This is a genomic window from Thermostichus sp. OS-CIW-32 (genome assembly GCF_054060415.1).
Genome location: NZ_JBSSDD010000003.1, coordinates 101,048 through 117,988, shown reverse-complemented (window position 1 = coordinate 117,988; position 16,941 = coordinate 101,048). Strand labels below are relative to the sequence as shown.

The window sequence follows — 16,941 nt, the reverse complement described above, 5'->3', positions numbered from 1 at the left end:
GAGCCACCCAAGTCAAAAGCTAGCCGGGAAAACTCTCCCACCCCTTCGCGTTGGCGAAACGGGATCCTCTCAAGCGACGACAGAAGCTGTCAGCGGGGAAAAGGAAGACACCAGTAAGAGCCCAATCTTCAAGAACGTGCTCCTCGAAGACCATCCACTGGTGGCTGGCGCTACGACTACCGGAAGCGTCCATGCTGTTGAACGTTTTCCTCCAAAAAGGTTAACCAAAACAACCCGGACAGCCAGAAGAGGATCTCTTCAGCTCCCTTTAGGCTAGTTGCAGGAGTGGGATCCCGTCAACCCTTTTTCTCCAGCTCATCCGGTGAAAAATTGGTGGGGCAGCTGGAGGGGTAAGATCGGGGTGAGCAGCAATAGCCCCCTTGTGGTTCCTCTCGTCTCGACATTGCCCTCAGCCTGACTCAGCAGAGTCTACATCTCGGTGGCTTGCGACCTTGAGCAACCCACGCCCTTCGCCACCTCTGTTTTGTTAGTGGTTTTTGTTAGTGGTTTGTTGGTGGCCTTGCTTCAATGAGCTGCGCTTCCCATCTCCTACAGGTGCCGATGTCCTTGAGCTTATGGCCTCTCTTCCCCTCGTTGCCGTGATCTTGGGCACACGGCCCGAAGCCATTAAGCTGGCCCCGGTGATTCAAGCCCTGCGTGCCAGTCCCCATCTGCGCACCGAGCTGATCTTGACCGGACAACATCGGGAAATGGTGGATCAGGTGATGCGGCTATTCGGTCTGCAAGCGGATCGGGATCTGGCGATCATGCGCCCCCGCCAAAGCTTGACAGACATTACCGAAGCCACCTTGCGGGGCCTGGAACTCTACTTTCAAGAGCAACATCCTCAACTGGTTTTGGTGCAGGGAGATACCACCACCGCCTTCGCTGCCGCCTTGGCAGCTTTTTACCACCGGATCCCGGTTGGGCATGTGGAAGCCGGACTGCGCACCGATGATCTCTACAATCCTTTCCCCGAAGAGGCCAATCGCCGCCTGATCTCTCAGTTGGCCAGCCTGCACTTTGCCCCTACCCCCCAAGCCGTTGACAACCTGAAGCGAAGCCACGTGGTGGGATCCATCCATTGCACCGGCAACACCGTCATCGACGCCCTACTGCAAGTGGCCTCCCAAGGGATCCCCTGCCCCATTCCCGGGCTGGACTGGCAGCGCTACCGTGTCCTGTTGGTTACCGTGCACCGGCGGGAAAATTGGGGGGATCCCCTAACCGCCATCGGCAAGGCTCTGCTGCAGATCTTGGCCGAGTTTCCCGATACCGCCCTTCTTTTGCCCCTCCATCCCAACCCCTTGGTGCGGGATCCCCTGCAAGCCCTGTTGGGATCCCATGAGCGGGCTTTTCTCACTGAGCCTCTGGACTATCCCCTCTGGGTGAGCGCCATGCAGCGCTGTACCCTCATCCTCAGCGACTCCGGCGGCATTCAAGAAGAGGCCCCTGCCCTGGGCAAACCGGTGCTGGTGCTGCGGCAGACCACCGAACGTCCTGAAGCGATTGCTGCCGGCACCGCCCGCCTGGTAGGCACACACCCCGAAAAGATCCTGAAGGCAGCCCGAGAATTGCTCACAGACCCACAAGCCTATGCCCGCATGGCCCAAGCCCAAAACCCCTTTGGCGATGGCACTGCCGCCCGGCAAATTCGCCACATCATCGAGCGGTGGTTTAACCCGCAAAGCCCTCGAGAAGAACAAAGTTAAGAATCAAAGTTAAGAATTTAAATAAGAATCAAAGATGTATAGACCGTTACCGGGAAAACCGTTTCTTTACCTATTGCTCTCAATAAGACAATTAATCTCAATGAGACAATTAATTAAATAGAAAGCCTGACTCCAATCCAATTGACCCCAGTCCAATCAAGAGCGAGGATGCAAACCATGAGCACGACTGCAACTGCCACCACCGTTGTCCGGGTGCCGATTGTGGATGCCACCCCAGAAAATGTGCAACCCTTCGGCCAACTTATAGGGGACGATGTGGCCAATCCTGGGCTGGGGATCCCCTTTTATCAGGGGCGTGTCCTGGAAGGACAGAACATCGACTTTCAATACACCGGCAGAGCCGTTATCCGTACGGCTAAGATCCTGCCCGGATATCCACCTGTGCTCTGGCTGGAGCGCCACATGCGTATGACCCAGTTGTTTGTCGGCCTGGGGCAAGAGCCGTTCATCATGGTGATGGCTCCTCCCAACCATCCCAAAGCAGCTCCCGATCTCGACAAAGTACAAGCCCTGCGATTCCCTGCCGGGCATGGGCTGCTGCTGCACCTCGGCACGTGGCACGATTTCCCCATTGCCTGCGAGCGCCCCGTTGTGGTGCTAACCGCCAACTCCGAAGAAGTGGTGGAAGCCCTGGCCAGCATGGAAGATGCCCACGAAATGAATCAGGGAGATGTATTCAAAATTTCCCTCCCCCAACGGCTAAAAGCGGAGATCCACCTAGAGCTGGTCTGAATGCAAGTCCGGATCCCTGAATCTCTACAGGATGCTAAAGCCTCAGTTCTACAAAGTGGCGCTCTATCAGCCTTTGGCTGGATAGGGGACTCTTCGCCTTAACTGGGCCTTAACTAGGGCCAGACTCTTGTACCGAAACCTCCCTTTGGACCCTTCTTCCCCTGCAAGGGTCTAAGTATTCGAGAACACCTATTCTTACACACAAAAGCTTCGAGACAAGTTCAGAGAGAAATGCCTCTAGGCAAGAAAGGCTACCTGAGATTCTGCCGACAGGCGTCTTTAGGAGGGCCGTATTCAGCGGGAAGATTCACAAACGTCGGCAGCGTTGGCATCTGGAGGGAGTTGCTCTATATTAAATCAGCTAGCATATTCGATATTTGCCAGAATTTAAGTTATTGTGAGAGCTGACATGCCATCCAACTGGTCAGACATCCATCCTCCCAATCCTGGGCAGGGGTTGGGTTCAGCCCAGTCTGCGCCTTCCCATTGGAATGAGGGCTACAGGGGAGAAGGCTCTCATGCCGAGTATGAGAGGAACGGATCTCAGACCAGAGCGGCGGATTGTCCAGAGGACTTCATGCCGAGCAAGACCGCAAACGCAAAGATTAAGGTAGTAGGCGTGGGGGGTGGGGGTGGCAACGCGGTCAGTCGGATGGCGGCCAGCAACCTTGTGGGCGTCGAGTTTTGGAGCGTCAACACCGATGCGCAGGCCCTTGCCCAGTCCTCGGCAGTGAACCGCTTGCAAATTGGGCAGAAGCTGACTCGAGGCTTGGGTGCAGGTGGTAACCCGGCCATTGGCCAGAAAGCTGCAGAGGAATCCAGCGAAGAAATATCGGCAGCCATCAAAGGGGCAGATCTGGTCTTCATTGCCGCCGGCATGGGGGGAGGCACGGGCACGGGTGGAGCACCCGTCATCGCCCAAATTGCCAAAGCCAGTGGTGCCCTGACGGTGGGAGTGGTGACACGGCCTTTTTCCTTTGAGGGCAAACGCCGCAGCAAGCAGGCCGAGGAAGGGATCCAAGCGCTGCGGGAGGCAGTTGATACCCTGATTGTAATTCCCAATGACAAGTTGCTTTCGGTGATCTCCGAGCAAACCCCTGTCCAAGAGGCTTTTCGCGTTGCTGATGATGTGCTGCGGCAGGGGGTGCAGGGCATCTCGGATATCATTCTCATTCCCGGCATGATCAATGTGGATTTTGCCGATGTGCGCAGCGTGATGGCCGATGCCGGCTCTGCCTTGATGGGAATTGGCATGGGATCCGGCAAGTCCCGCGCCCGCGAAGCCGCCATTACCGCTGTATCTTCGCCGCTTTTGGAAACCTCCATCGAAGGGGCTAAAGGTGTCCTCTTCAACATTACCGGTGGGCCGGATTTGTCCTTGCATGAGGTCACGGTGGCTGCCGAGATCATCGCCGAGGCAGTGGATCCCGAGGCCAACATCATCTTCGGCACCGTCCAAGACGAGCGCATGCAGGGGGAAGTGCGCATCACGGTCATCGCCACCGGTTTCCAAGAGAAAGCCCGTCCAGCCGCCATCCCTGCTGCAACCAAAGTTTCTGCCTCCAACAAGTCGGGGGTTCCCAAGCCCACTCCCACGGGCTCTGGGCTGCCGCCTCGACAGCCTCCGGAGCCTGAGCCGCCGATGTCTGGAGGCTTAGATATTCCCGAGTTCTTGCGCCGCCGACGGCCCCCTTCGTAGGGTAGGGTGAAGGTATGCTGGTATCTTGGTGCCGGTTGTTGAGGGTGGGGAGTGCTTCGGGGTTAGGCCATGAACATTGTTGTCTTGGCGGGGGGGCGTTCGGCAGAACGTCAAGTCTCTTGGGTAACGGGTAAAGCCTGCAAACGGGCTTTGGAGGACCTGGGCCATCGGGTCAAGGTAATCGACCCAGATGAGGATCTGCCTCTGCGCCTTTGGCAGGAACGGCAAGCCGGCTGCGACTTCGTTTGGATTGCCTTGCATGGCCCTGGTGGCGAGGATGGGGTGGTACAGGGAATGCTGGACTGGCTGGGCCTGCCCTACCAGGGATCCGGGCCGCTGGCCAGTGCTCTGGCCATGGATAAGCTGGTCTCCAAGCAGATCTTTCGCGCCGCGGGGATCCCTACCCCCGATTGGCAGGTTTGGGACGACCAAAGCCCCCTCACTTGGGCTGACTGTGCGGCAGAGTTGGGATCCCCACTGGTGATTAAGCCCAGCAACAACGGCTCGACGGTGGGCATCAGCATTGTCCGGGATGAGAGGTCATTTGCTCAGGGGCTGGAGTTGGCCCGCTCAGTCTCGTCGCGGATTTTTCTGGAGCGCTATGTTCCCGGAAAGGAGATCACCCTCTCGATCTTGTCCGGCCAAGTTCTTCCGGCCATTGAGATCATCCCCGCCCAAGGCGACTTCTACGACTACGAAGCCAAGTACGCACCCGGTGGCTCGCGGCATTTGATCCCCTGTTCCCTCAGCCCGGCAGGGTTGGCCCGCTGTGAGGCGGCAGGTCTGAAGGCCTACCAGGCGTTGGGGTGCGAAGGCTTGGCGCGGGTGGATCTGCGGGTGGATCCCGAGGAAAATCCTTGGGTGTTGGAGGTGAATACACTGCCCGGCATGACCCCCACTTCCCTCTGTCCCGATGCAGCGGCAGCTCTGGGGTGGACGTTCACCGAATTGGTGGAGCGAATGCTGCAGGATGCCCTGCGAAAGGCAAACTTGACCGGATCCCGGCGTTCTCAAAGTCCATCGGCGACCCTCGGCAACGCTCCCTGAGGCTTTTCCCAAGACAAGAACAAGAACCTTTACCCAGCTCTTTCAGAGAAGGGCAACCAGCAAAAGAATCACCCCAATTCCAACAATCAGTACAGCTCCCCCCAGCCACACCCAGGAGATGCGGGACCTGCTGCCTATGTCGGTTTTCCCGACAGGATTCTCCGGCGCGGGTTCAGGCTTTGAGTTGACCGAATCCGGGGCAACAACTGTCAGATCCTGCAGTAGGCGATCGCCTTTTTTTTCCAACAGAACTGTGGTTTCTTCTGAGGCCAGCAGCGGGTTCAACAAGGGGGCCGTTTGCTCCCACTCGTATTCAGAATGTCCCGACTCACGCCCGTACACCGTGACCTGCTCTAAGCCGGGCAAGCCCAACGCCCTGAGCTCCACCCGCACCCGTTCCATGAGATGGGGGTAGTCCACTCGGGCCGAGGAGGATCGATTCAGTAGAACATGCAGATGACCTTGGCGGCGTTTGACCGCGATTTTGACCGGGGCAGCCAACCGAGCCTGCAACGCTTGGGCAATCTCAGCTTCGGTCATGGCACAGCATCCAAGGCATGCGAGTTAATTCTAATACAATCCTAGGGCAACGATGCAGAGGGTTACGGGGCCTCGGGGTAGAATGGGATGCGCGTTGGCGAAGAAAAGCAGAGCGTTCATCTTTTTCTCTCGCCGGATCCCTAGCTGGAAGTTCTATGCAAGAGAAAACCATTGTCCGCGATTACTTCAACTCCGTTGGCTTCGAGCGCTGGCGGCGCATTTATGGTGAAGAAGAAGTCAATTTCGTCCAAAAAGACATCCGCCTTGGCCATGCTCGCACAGTAGAGACGGTGTTGCAGTGGTTGGGGGATCCCTCGGGTTTACGCATTTGTGATGCCGGATGCGGGGTGGGCAGCCTCAGTTTGCCCTTGGCCACCAGAGGGGCGCAGGTGTTCGCCAGCGACATCTCGGAACAAATGGTGAACGAAGCACGCCGCCGCCAGCAAATGGAGTTGGGATCCACAGACAACCCACACTTTTGGGTCTCGGATCTGGAGGAATTGACGGGGGAATACGATGTCGTCATCTGCCTCGATGTGATGATCCACTACCCTGAAGCCGAGGCCCTGCGCATGCTAAAGCACCTGACCCGCCTGGCTCGGTCCCGCCTGATCTTCAGTTTTGCCCCCAAAACCCCCTGGCTGACGCTGCTGAAGAAAGTGGGAGAGTTCTTCCCCGGCCCCAGCAAAACCACCCGCGCCTATCAACACCGAGAGGCGACCTTGGTGAGCCAATTAACCGAATGGGGCTGGAAAGTGCAGCAGCGACAAACCATTCGCAGCCGCTTCTACTTTGCTTGGCTCCTCGATCTGGTTCGGTGACACTCGATCTGGTTCGTTAAACGGGAATGAAACATTTTCGTCTAGCTCCCCTCTCCCTCTGGCAGCGAGGCTGGGAGTAGGGGCAGCAGCGTGGAATGCTTGGGGAGTGTCTCAATCTAGTTTAAAAATGACTATAACGATCAGCTGAGGTTATCCAGTTGCTCCAGCAAATCGGGATCTGCCAGCTTTTGTAGGGCAAGCCGCGCGTCATCCCGAACCCCCCAATCGGGATCGTGGCGGGCGCTGGTCAGCAACTGCCTTGTTAGCATTGCGTAAACGGCGGGATCCTCGAGAGCCAGTTTCACCTGTTGCCCCAGGATCCCCAAGCTCCAGGCACAGTTGCCGCGTACCGCCGCGATTGGATCTTGAGCCAAACCCCGGCAGAGAGCTGCGGCCACCTCATGCAATGCCGGGCCGGGCAACACTTGCGCCTGAGCCAATTGTCCGAGGGCACTGGCAGCCCACAATCGCACTGCCGCGATATCCCCGGCCAACACTTCCAGCAACACCGGGTAGGCGCGCGGATCCTTGGCATTGCCCAACGCCCACACCAAACCTTTGCGCACATAGCCGTTCCAATCCCAGCGCAAGCCCTCGATCAGCACCTCCACCTCAGCGGGATCCGGATTCCGACCTAGGGCATAGGCTGCTCCCACCCGCACCAACGGGCAGGGATCCCGGACTAGGGCCAGCAGGGGTTTAACGGCGCGGGGTTCTTCGATCTCACAGAAGGCGCGGGCCGCCTGCATCCGCAAATAGGGATCCGGATCCTGCAACTGCTGCAGCATCAGCTCCACATCCACCTCCGGCGGCGAGTGAGGTGGCAGCTCGTCTAGGGGCTCAAGGGGGGAAAAAGCGTCTTCTTGCATGAAAGGGTGCCCAGGTGTTGGCGGAGGGGACGAGGGCAAAACTTGCCCTTCCTCAAGGCAAAAGCCAGAGCCACAACAACCAAACCAGCAGCAGAGTTGCTGCCCATCATAAACTGCCGGGATCCTCCATCTGATCTGCTCTTTCCGGTTGGGATCCCGGCACCCTAAGCAAGTCCGCTCCTTCCAACACCCGCGCCGAGCGGATCACATCTCCCACCTGGATGCGCTCCACCCACTCCATCCCCTCGGTGACGTAGCCGAACACGGCATAGCGCCCGTCCAAAATCGGCAGAGCAGAGAGGGTGATGTAAAACTGGGAAGAGGCTGAGTCAAGTGGGCTAGAACGGGCCATGGCCACCGCCCCCAAACGATGGGGCAAGAGCAACTTACTCAGAGCAGCAGGATCCTGGATCAAGGTGTTGTAGCGGGGGTAGGGTTCCCCACGCAGCTGAATTTCCAGGGGGATGGTGCGCAGGCGGTTGCTCCCCGGCTCTGTTGCACCCCCTATACCGTCACCACGGGGATCCCCACCCTGCACCACAAAAGGCTGCGGATCCTTTTCCACCCGATGGAAGGTGAGGCCATTGTAAAAGCCCCGCTGAACCAAATCCACGAACTGGCCGCCGGTCAGGGGTGCCGCTTCCCCGTGGATCTCCAGGATCACCTTGCCTACCCCCTCAGCAGTTTGCACCTCCAGCTCCACCACTGCCTTCCCTTGCAGTTGCGGGCGGCTAGCATAGGCCGCCGGGATCCCAGAGGGGGATTCTGAGAGGGGGGGTGTACTGCGACAAGCGGACAGCCCGAGACAGAGGTATCCCAGAACTAAGCCCACTCCCACTCTGCAGCGGCTCATTCGCCCCAGCTTGGCGAATTTCATCTGCCCCTTCTCCTTCAATCCAATCTCCCACCCTCCAGGCGCTGCTCAACCCAGCAGGGATCCCTATCCAGGTGATTCAGATCCGCTGCGACAGTCCCAACTGCAAGGTGACGCTTTGAGCGCCATTGCTCACCCTCACACCGTAGGGGCTGATGGAGGTAACCCGCCACTCTGCTTTCACCGCATGGCCAACAGCCACCTGACGTACTACGTTGTCGATCAAAATCAGGGCCTTGGGAGCACCTGGATCGTGGATCAATCCCACCAGCTTCATCTGCGGCACAGGCTGGGGTGGGATCCGCGCTGGCACCGGAGGCGCAGGTGCCCTGGGGGGAGAGGGAAGACCAGCCCCTCTTGAAGCAAGAGGAGCGGCAACAGTCGGCGGTTTTGCCGGCTCGACCAAGACAGCCTTTGCAGAATCCTCAGGTGGAGCTTTGGGGTTTTCATCCACATCAGCAGCAGTGGGAAGCAAGGGCTCCTGGTGAGCATCGGAATGGGAAGAATTGGGTGCCTCAGCCAAGGGATCCCGAGTGGCCTGCGAAAAAACCACCGCCCGCGGGCGCAGGGTCATCCAAAAAGCCAGCCCTGCCACCAAGGTAGCGGCCAAAGCCATACCCAGCAGTAATCCTCCGGCAGCAGAGAAGCGCCGGGAAGGCAGTGGGGGCCGTGTGCCGAGGTAAGGATATTCGCCGGCTTCTGACAGCCCCTCTTCCAAGCTGTTCTCCAAATCCTCGAACAGCTCATCCAACAGAGAATCTGCCTGCTTGACTTGGCCAGACCATGCCCAAGGGGAACGACGGCCTCTGCCCGCTGAAGCATCTAACCCGGACATACAACCTCCCTAGCCTGAGCGGCGGGGATCCCGAGGAGTTGAGACACTCAGCCAACAGTTGCCGTCTATCGCCCAAAGGCTCTCAAAGGAGCCGCATTTCCGGGTACTCGGTCAACAGCGCCTCTGCCGACAGGGTGTCTCCCTCCAACTGCGGCGTCCACAGCACTTCGATGGCCACAATCCGATCTGCCGGAATCGAAGCCAGCTGCAACAGGCACTGCCGCAGATCCGCCATGGAGTTAACTACAGGTAGTGTACCCAAGTTACCACGATACGCAACCAGTAGAGTTACCAGCAGGTACTCGCCAACATCTGGGATCCCAGTAGCAGATCGCTGCAGCGCCGCTTGGGAGACTTGTTGGATCTGGTTGTTGCGGTTGCTAAGGCTTTCGACGCTGAACTTGCTCCGTTCTTGTAAAGAGGCTTGATAGAACAGGGATTCGGCGCGGGAGAGGGGCAGCTTCTCCGCTTGGGCATGGCCATAGGCCCAGTAGTCGCTGTAGCGCATCAAGCCAAGGGTGACCTCTTGCAACAGTTGGCTCAGCCCTTCTGGCGACTGAGTATCCGCCTCCAGAGCCAGGGCGTTCATGTCTTTCTGCAGTTGCCGGGCGCTGGCCAGCAGTCCCACTTTTACCTGCGCAACAGTTACCTGGGGATCGCGAACCCCAATGCTATCGTCCCCTTCTTCGGATCTGATCCCCGAGCGCAGCGTCTGCACCAAAAAGCTACCTGCCCCAACCAAGAGCAGCAGCGTCAGCAGGCCGCCACCCCCCCCTCCCCAGAAAAAGGGCACCAGCAGCGGAAAACCAAAGCCGCCTCCATAGCTGGGGTAGACAGGAGCTGAGTAGTGCGGGCCAATCGAGCGGGGGGCAGAGAACGTCGGAGACCGGAAAGATCCGCCGCCAATGCGACCGCCACTGCGTGCCCAAACAGCGCCTAGGGGAGCCAGGGCCAAGGTCAAGGCCAGGGCAATGGCCAGCAGAGGCCGGCAGACGCGACCGATTCGTTTCAGCATGATCACAATGTTTTCGTCCATCACGGGGCTAGTCTTTCTTAATTCTACGCTTTCTCGTTGGCGGGAATAGGGGCGGAAACCGATCCCCCACCCGGCCATCTCACTTGTTCAATTCTTCTGTGTTGATTCTTTGTGTACTGAGCCGGCCAATGACCGTCAACCAATCGAGGCAGAGCCATGCTACGGTCTGGAAGGTTGCCAGGAGGAGGGCAAACAACAGCAATGCAAACTCAGGCTAACGTCCAAGCCGAGGAAAGAGAGCGGGCATCTTCTCCACCCCGTGCCCAGATTCGGCTGTTGGTGGTGGATATCGATGGCACGATTGCCGGGCCTTCCAACCAGGTTTCAGAGCCGGTTCGGGAAGCCATTCAGAAGGCCAAAGCAGCAGGGGTGCGAGTAGCCATCGCTACGGGTCGCATGCATCGTTCTGCCGAGCGGTTCCACTACGCGATTGGGGCCGATATGCCCCTATGCAGCTACCAGGGGGCTTTAATTCGGGATCCCGATAGCCAAAAGACCCTAAAGCACTGGAGCCTGGACTGGCCGCTGGCCGAGGAGTTGTTGCAAGCGTTGCAGGATCAGCCGGTGGGGGTTCACCTCTACATCGATGACCAGCTCTACTTACGGGAGCTGAGCCCTCTCAGTCAGGCCTATGCTGAGCGCTCTCAGGTGCCGTTCCAGATGTTCTCTTCCGCCCAATACGGACGAAGCCCCACCAAGATCCTGGCTGTTTCCGAGGATCTCGAGTTCCTGCAGGAATTGCAGGGATCCCTGCGGCGGCGGTATTCCCCTGACCAGCTCTACCTCACCCGTTCAGAGCCGATTTTTCTCGAGGCTACCCATCCGGCGGTGAACAAGGGCAATGCCGTTCGTTTTTTGGCCGAGGAAATGCTGGGGTTGTCGGCGGAGCAGGTGATGGCCATTGGCGATGGCGACAACGACATTGAGATGATTCAATACGCCGGGATCGGGGTGGCGATGGGAAATGCCTCGCCTGCTCTCTTGCCCCATGCCGACTGGATCGCCCCTTCTGTAACAGAAGACGGGGTGGCGGCGGCCATCGAGACCTTTATCCTGGGCTAGGCAGGGATCCCATGCTGGGTCTGGCTTCTTCTCCCTTTCCTGAGGTCACCCTGCGTCCGGCGCAGCAACAGGCGTTGGCCTACCAATCGGGGCCGCTGGGGATCGCCGCCGTTCCGGGGAGCGGCAAGACCTTTATTCTGGAGCTGTTGATCGCCGATTTAATTCTCAATCGGGGGATCCCACCGGAGCGCATCGGGGTGTTCACCTACATGCGTTCGGCGCGGGGCAACTTGATCAGCCGCATCAATCAACGTTTGCAACGGGCGGGGTATCCGGATCGCTTTACCCAGGCCTTTACCCTGCATTCTTTGTCGTTGCGGGTGTTGCGGGAGGCCCCCAGCCGTTGGGAGGAGCTGTCTATTTTGGAGGGATACGAACAGGAGCGGTTGCTCAGCCGCCTGTGCCGCGCTTGGCTCGTCCGCCATACTCAGCTCTGGGAGCCGCTGATCCCCGGCGACAACAACCCGCAAAAGATCGCCCAAAACCGAGCCCAGTTCCGGCGCAGTTTCCAGCAGATGGTGCAGGTGGTCATCAGCAGGGCCAAGAATCTGCGCCTGGGGCCAGAAGTGATCCTCAGCGAGGGCTATCTGGGCTGGGCTGCTCCCATCTACGCCGGTTATCAAGCGGAATTGCGTCGCCTGGGCAAGTTAGACTACGACGACCTGGGCTGGCAAGCAGTGGATTTGATCGAGGGCAGTCCAGAGCTGCGGGAGCAGGTGCAGAACTGGTACGACTACCTGTTCGAGGATGAGGCCCAAGACAGTTCCCCCCTGCAGGAAGAGCTGCTGCGGCTGCTCAGCCAACGCACCGGCAACCTGGTGCGGGTGGGGGATCCCAACCAGAGCATCATGGGCACCTTTACCAGCGCCGAGCCGCGGCTGTTTCGCGCCTTTTGCCAGGCCAGTCCTCAGGTGGTGCTCTTGGATGAATCCAGCCGCAGCGCCCCCCAGATCATCGCTTTGGCCAACCGCCTGGTGGAGTGGGTGAATCAGCAGCACCCCATCCCGGCTTTGCGCACCGCTCTGGCCCCCCAGCCCATTCAACTGGCCACCTCCGGTGGCCAAAACCCCCCGGCCAGCGAGGGTGGTGTGGACTTTCTGCGGGTTGTCGGATCCCCGGAAGAGGAGCTGCAACAGGTGGCGCGGCAGGCCATTGCAGCCGCCCAAGCTTTTCCCGGCCAAACGGTGGCCATTCTGGTCACCACCAACGAGCTGGGGGGCAAAGCCCTCAGCTATCTCCAGGAAATGGGAGCGGAGCGGGTGATCGATCTGTTGCGGGGCAGTCCCAGTCAGCGGCGGGTGTTGTTGCAGCTCAAGGGAATCATCGACTGGTTTGCCCAGCCCACTGCCCCCACTCGCTTGGCTGCTGCTGTGGATTGCTTGGCGGATTGGGCGGGGATCCCACGTGCTGAACTGGGACCGATGTTGAGCTGGATCCGCGCCTCTCTGCCGGAGCGGCTGCTATTTCCCAACTTTGGTGAGGCTCCCGCTCTGCCCGATGGCCCGCCTTGGCAGAACTTGGGCAGGCTGCTGCGCACCCTTGCCGGTTGGCTCCGGGCCGGGCGCTCCCCTTGGCCGGAGGTGCTGAATGTGATCGTTCAAAGCCTCTACCGCAAGCCGGAAGAGCTGTTTGTGGGTCGCTATGTAATCGATCAGCTGGAGCAGGTGCTGGGATCCCTGCCCGAAACCGATTGGCAGGAGATCGCCCAAGAATTTCAAGTGATTCTGGATCACCGCCTCAACAACTTGCCTTCGGAGATCTTCGCCTTCGACCCCGAGCCGGGCAGCATCACTGTCACGACTCTGCATCGCGCCAAGGGGCTGGAATGGGATCAGGTCTTCATCCCCCAAGTGTCGGCCTACGAGTTTCCCACCCAGTACGGGGAGCGAACCCTGGGGCTGAAGTTTTTGGATGAAGTGGATATGCAGGCAGAGGCCCTGGCTCAGTTGCGACAGCTCAGCCCCAAAGGCGGCTGGGAGCTGCAGGCCGACTCGGCCACCAAGCAAGCCTTTTTGGATTTGGCAGCAGAGCGATTGCGGCTGCTGTATGTGGGCATCACCCGCAGCAAACGACGGCTCACCCTCTCGGTATCCAGCCAATCTCGCTTTGGCACAGAGCAGAGTTCATCTTTGGTGTTTCGGGTGTTAAGTCGCAGTTTTAGGGCCGGTTGACCGGGTGAGTCTCTCGTTCTTCATGGATTGGCAACCTGCTAGCATGGCTAAGCCCGATAGCGCTTGCGCGCCGCCTTGCGGCAATGGGGCAGTCTTTCAGAAGCTATGGATATTCTGCAATGCAACCTCGGCGTATTGCCCGCGAACTGGCCCTGCTGGGGGTCAATCAACTGCCAGCCACGGCGGCCAAACTGAGCGAAAAACAACTGGAGGACTTGCTGCTGGCAGCCATCCGCGCCCTGAGTGAAGAGACCCATGAAACCCTCTCCACAGCGGCGGCGGAAATCCAGCGCAGCGACCGTTTGTTGCACGAGAGCGATCCTCTATTGTTGGCCGATTCGGATCCCAAGGAAGAGGGTGGATCCCGCTCCGTCACCCTCCGCCTTCAGCAGGCCCAACGACACCTGCAGCGCCTGGAAATCACTCTGAAGGAGGCGGACGTTCCTGACCCCAATGCCTTACGGGGGGAATTGCTGGAGCTAATCCAGCAGGTGCAAGTGGCCCTCGGCAACGCCGGCCAAGCCTTAGAACACCTGGAACAGCGGCTGCACAGCGTCCGCCACATCTTGGATGAGGTTGTCCAGTTGTCCCAAAGAGCAGTCAACCGGGTGGGCGTTGCCCTGTCCATGCCGGAACTGTTGTACATTGCCCAATCCCAAGAAGTGCGCGCCTACGCTTTGCAACTGTTAACTGCCCTGCGAACCCACAAGGAGGCGATTGATGCTCGTTTGCAAAAGGCTTTGGTGGGTTGGCAATTGCAGCGGGTTGGTCGGATCGAACGAGATATCCTGCGCCTGGCGGTGGTGGAGATGGAAATACTGGCCAGCAGCCCCGTGAAGGTTGCCATCAACGAAGCTGTAGAATTGGCCAAAAAATACGGGGATCCTGAGGCCGCCGCTTTCGTCAACGGAGTGCTGCGACGGGTAGTGGACAGCCAGATGGAGACCCACCGGGGTCGGGATCCCTCCCTCCCTGGTTCTGGTTCCGGGGGCTGAGCAGATCACTGGGGATCTTCCTTGCCAGGATAAAAGTCGGGATCCATCACCTGCTCAAATGTGTAGGGACACTGGGCAGGCAGATCTGCTTCAGACAATGGCGTTTCTCTCACCACCAACAGGATCCCGTCCTGGTGAGCCTCTTGCAGGGCTGCCGAAAGATCGGGCTTGAGGCTGGGACTGTCTCTGAGCAATCGCTGGATCTGGCGGCGTTGTTCGGTAATCGTTGCCCGCCAACTTTTGCCTCGCAGGTGGGGTTGCAATTGCCACCTCAGCAAATGCCCTACCAGGATCCCCAGCCGGTGCAGCAATTCCCGGCGTTCTTGCCTGCCCAAAGCCTCGATTTCCTCCACCAAGTTGGCGATATCCAGTTGATCCCACTGCCCCGATTTCAGCAGTGCGGCTTGCTTTTGCGTCCAGGCATAGAAGTCGTACTCGTAAAGTTGCATGCTTCATTGCCTAACTGGGCACTGGCCAAGGAGATCTTACTGACCCCGAACTACCCCTTTTTACCTTGAGCTCATTGATTTCCCGGACTAGGCCAAGTCCGGGAATGCTTGCGGAAAGCGGGTTTTGCCGGTTGGTTGGGGAAAGCGGGCGATGAGACTCGAACTCACGACATCCAGCTTGGGAAGCTAGCGTTCTACCACTGAACTACGCCCGCGTAAATCAATCTCAAGTTTAGCAAGCTGAAACCCTTGCTGAATCTAACCTATCACGTTCCCGACCCCTTGAGTAGGTGGGGAGTCGGGGGGCATATTTTGCCCGCAATTTGACCAGCAGGGAATGACGTCGAGAGACAAAGCTATCGTGCATGCTGGGGCAGGGCGAGAGTGGGTTAATCATCTTTCACATGGGATCCCTGGTACAACTGAGGCAGTATTCTGTCTGCGGCCTATGTCCAGCATCCTCCTGCTCTCCGGTAGTCCCAGCACTCCTTCTCGCTCAGAAGCCGTTTTACATCACGCTGCCGGGATCCTGTCCGATCTGGGATTGACCACTCAGTTTGTTTCGGTGCGGGATTTGCCCCCAGAGGATCTGGCACTGGCCAAGTTCGATAGCCCTCAACTCAAGGCAATTCAGCAAAAGGTGGCCCAAGCTACCGGGATCGTCATCTCTGCTCCCGTTTACAAAGCCTCCTATCCAGGTGTGTTGAAGGCACTGCTGGATTTGCTGGATCAAGACGCCTTTACCGGTAAAGTGATTCTCCCCATTGCCACCGGGGGAACCCTGGCCCATCTGCTGTCCATCGACTTTGCGATGAAACCTGTGCTGGCGGTGATGGGGGCAACCCACATCCTGAGAGGGGTTTATATCCTGAGTTCTCAAATTCAGTTGGACGCTGCCGGAACACTACAGCTAGAGGCCGACATCGAGGAACGTCTGCGAGCAGGGCTGCAGGCACTTGCGCAGGCGGTGAAATAGAAGAAATCAGAATTTTGCGGAGACTGGCCGAATACGGGATTGGTGCCCTGGGCCCGGAACCGGTTGCGGCAATCTATTCCGAAAAGTGCATAGGTGATTGCCCAGTCAGGCCCGAGAAGCCGCGGAAGAGCCGACGGCAAGGGATCCCTTTTGCGGGTATGGCCGGATTAAATTTCTATAAATCCCCCAAAAAACCTGCAAAACCGTAAGTTACGATACAGACATAGGATAAATCGTTCACCTCTGCAGTTGGCTCACCAGTGGCCTGGAGCTGTGCAGAGACGGAAGTAGGGGTCTTCCCGAAGGAACGCGCCTCAACTGAATCGCGCCACTCTTTCCGTGGCGTAGGGCCCAGCGACAACAAACTCAACCCTTCGTTGATGGAGGCGATATATGAAACTCTCTTTCCGTGGCAACACCTTTGACTACGTTCCTGCGCATACTCAGCTCAGCGATGAGGAGTTGCAGGCTCAGTATCGCGGTCAAACCTTCTGGGCGCATCACACCAGCAAGAAAGCGATGCCTCACCCTCATCAGCCCCTGACTTACCGGGGCGTAAGCTACTGAGGTGAATACTGTTTGCCCTTGTAGGTGAGGTGGGGATCCACTGGAGATCTCCATAGAGATTCGGAAAAGACCGAGCGGCCCCGTTTGGGGTCGTTTTTTGAGGCAAAGCAACACCCCCAGAAGGAGCAGCACCCGTTCCACCTGAGAAGCAAGTAGATGGGTCTGGGCCTGCCGAGTTGAGTTTGAACGAGTTGAGTTTGAAATGGGAGCGATGCCGAGGCAGGGTGCGCTAAGATGCGGTTCCAAGCGATAATGGCCTTAGCAACTTGCCCTACAGGGATCCGCTGCGATGGAAGCGTTTTTCGAGTTTCTCTGGTCGGCTTCGGCCATCTTGCTGGTGATCTTGGTGCTGCTGCACAGCCCTAAGGGGGATGGGTTGGCGGGCATTGGCGGGCAGGCCCAGCTGTTCTCCAGCTCCAAGAGTGCTGAGCAAAACCTCAACCGCATCACCTGGACGGTAGCGACCCTTTTCCTCTCCATCAGCGTGGTGTTGGGGGCGGGCTGGCTCTCGGCAGCCACAGGGCCATAGGGATCC

At 58.5% G+C, this 16,941-nt stretch carries 17 protein-coding genes, 1 tRNA gene and 1 riboswitch; of the genes, 11 read left to right on the top strand and 7 right to left on the bottom strand.

Annotation, left to right across the window (positions count from 1 at the left end; all coding sequences use genetic code 11):
- Positions 1-575 precede the first annotated feature (575 nt).
- From wecB to ACVWY8_RS05565, 4 genes are all read left to right on the top strand, one after another.
- Entirely contained in the window at positions 576-1,712 is a 1,137-nt protein-coding gene (gene wecB / locus ACVWY8_RS05580; RefSeq protein ID WP_414343264.1) for a non-hydrolyzing UDP-N-acetylglucosamine 2-epimerase, read from the top strand.
- A 177-nt stretch (positions 1,713-1,889) separates the two neighbouring features.
- Positions 1,890-2,465, top strand: coding sequence for an ureidoglycolate lyase (locus ACVWY8_RS05575; RefSeq protein WP_041437468.1), 576 nt, complete (start codon positions 1,890-1,892; stop codon positions 2,463-2,465).
- A gap of 577 nt (positions 2,466-3,042) precedes the next feature.
- Entirely contained in the window at positions 3,043-4,164 is a 1,122-nt protein-coding gene (gene ftsZ, locus ACVWY8_RS05570) for a cell division protein FtsZ (protein WP_414350014.1), read from the top strand.
- A gap of 69 nt (positions 4,165-4,233) precedes the next feature.
- Complete coding sequence (locus ACVWY8_RS05565; protein ID WP_457393447.1) at positions 4,234-5,211, top strand: D-alanine--D-alanine ligase family protein; 978 nt, start codon at positions 4,234-4,236, stop codon at positions 5,209-5,211.
- A 42-nt stretch (positions 5,212-5,253) separates the two neighbouring features.
- On the opposite strand, the gene ACVWY8_RS05560 is transcribed toward ACVWY8_RS05565, so the two are convergent.
- Complete coding sequence (locus ACVWY8_RS05560) at positions 5,254-5,751, bottom strand: hypothetical protein (protein ID WP_457393445.1); 498 nt, start codon at positions 5,749-5,751, stop codon at positions 5,254-5,256.
- 155 nt (positions 5,752-5,906) lie between these two features.
- Here ACVWY8_RS05560 and bchM point away from each other — a divergent pair, with 155 nt between their 5' ends.
- Positions 5,907-6,572, top strand: coding sequence for a magnesium protoporphyrin IX methyltransferase (gene bchM, locus ACVWY8_RS05555; protein WP_414343655.1), 666 nt, complete (start codon positions 5,907-5,909; stop codon positions 6,570-6,572).
- Between the two features lie 140 nt (positions 6,573-6,712).
- On the opposite strand, the gene ACVWY8_RS05550 is transcribed toward bchM, so the two are convergent.
- The 4 genes from ACVWY8_RS05550 to ACVWY8_RS05535 form a co-directional block, all read right to left on the bottom strand.
- Positions 6,713-7,441, bottom strand: coding sequence for a HEAT repeat domain-containing protein (locus ACVWY8_RS05550; protein WP_457393443.1), 729 nt, complete (start codon positions 7,439-7,441; stop codon positions 6,713-6,715).
- A gap of 106 nt (positions 7,442-7,547) precedes the next feature.
- Positions 7,548-8,318 (bottom strand): peptidylprolyl isomerase, encoded by a 771-nt coding sequence (locus ACVWY8_RS05545; protein ID WP_457393441.1) that lies wholly within the window; start codon positions 8,316-8,318, stop codon positions 7,548-7,550.
- A gap of 76 nt (positions 8,319-8,394) precedes the next feature.
- The gene (locus ACVWY8_RS05540) at positions 8,395-9,150 is read right to left on the bottom strand and encodes a hypothetical protein (protein WP_457393439.1); all 756 of its coding nucleotides are present in this window, start codon (positions 9,148-9,150) and stop codon (positions 8,395-8,397) included.
- Positions 9,151-9,232: 82 nt separating this feature from the next.
- Positions 9,233-10,186, bottom strand: coding sequence for a DUF1517 domain-containing protein (locus ACVWY8_RS05535; protein ID WP_457393437.1), 954 nt, complete (start codon positions 10,184-10,186; stop codon positions 9,233-9,235).
- 201 nt (positions 10,187-10,387) lie between these two features.
- Between ACVWY8_RS05535 and ACVWY8_RS05530 the strand changes: the two genes are divergently transcribed.
- The 3 genes from ACVWY8_RS05530 (at position 10,388) to nusB (ending at position 14,414) form a co-directional block, all read left to right on the top strand.
- On the top strand, positions 10,388-11,248 hold the full coding sequence (locus ACVWY8_RS05530; RefSeq protein WP_457393435.1) for a Cof-type HAD-IIB family hydrolase: 861 nt from the start codon (positions 10,388-10,390) through the stop codon (positions 11,246-11,248).
- An 11-nt stretch (positions 11,249-11,259) separates the two neighbouring features.
- On the top strand, positions 11,260-13,419 hold the full coding sequence (locus ACVWY8_RS05525) for an ATP-dependent helicase (RefSeq protein WP_457393433.1): 2,160 nt from the start codon (positions 11,260-11,262) through the stop codon (positions 13,417-13,419).
- A 119-nt stretch (positions 13,420-13,538) separates the two neighbouring features.
- On the top strand, positions 13,539-14,414 hold the full coding sequence (gene nusB / locus ACVWY8_RS05520; RefSeq protein WP_414331399.1) for a transcription antitermination factor NusB: 876 nt from the start codon (positions 13,539-13,541) through the stop codon (positions 14,412-14,414).
- Between the two features lie 5 nt (positions 14,415-14,419).
- Here the strand turns inward: nusB and ACVWY8_RS05515 are convergent, their stop codons facing one another.
- Entirely contained in the window at positions 14,420-14,863 is a 444-nt protein-coding gene (locus ACVWY8_RS05515; RefSeq protein ID WP_414350021.1) for a DUF29 domain-containing protein, read from the bottom strand.
- Between the two features lie 143 nt (positions 14,864-15,006).
- Positions 15,007-15,078, bottom strand: a tRNA-Gly gene (locus tag ACVWY8_RS05510).
- A gap of 233 nt (positions 15,079-15,311) precedes the next feature.
- Here ACVWY8_RS05510 and ssuE point away from each other — a divergent pair.
- The 3 genes from ssuE (at position 15,312) to secG (ending at position 16,935) form a co-directional block, all read left to right on the top strand.
- Complete coding sequence (ssuE, locus tag ACVWY8_RS05505; protein WP_414331394.1) at positions 15,312-15,839, top strand: NADPH-dependent FMN reductase; 528 nt, start codon at positions 15,312-15,314, stop codon at positions 15,837-15,839.
- Between the two features lie 232 nt (positions 15,840-16,071).
- Positions 16,072-16,153, top strand: a riboswitch (Glutamine riboswitch).
- Positions 16,154-16,232: 79 nt separating this feature from the next.
- Positions 16,233-16,406 carry a DUF4278 domain-containing protein gene (locus ACVWY8_RS05500; protein WP_414374634.1) on the top strand — a complete coding sequence of 58 codons (174 nt, stop codon included), beginning with the start codon at positions 16,233-16,235 and terminating at the stop codon, positions 16,404-16,406.
- 289 nt (positions 16,407-16,695) lie between these two features.
- Positions 16,696-16,935, top strand: a complete 240-nt coding sequence (secG, locus tag ACVWY8_RS05495; RefSeq protein ID WP_011433676.1) for a preprotein translocase subunit SecG — start codon at positions 16,696-16,698, stop codon at positions 16,933-16,935.
- Positions 16,936-16,941 lie beyond the last annotated feature (6 nt).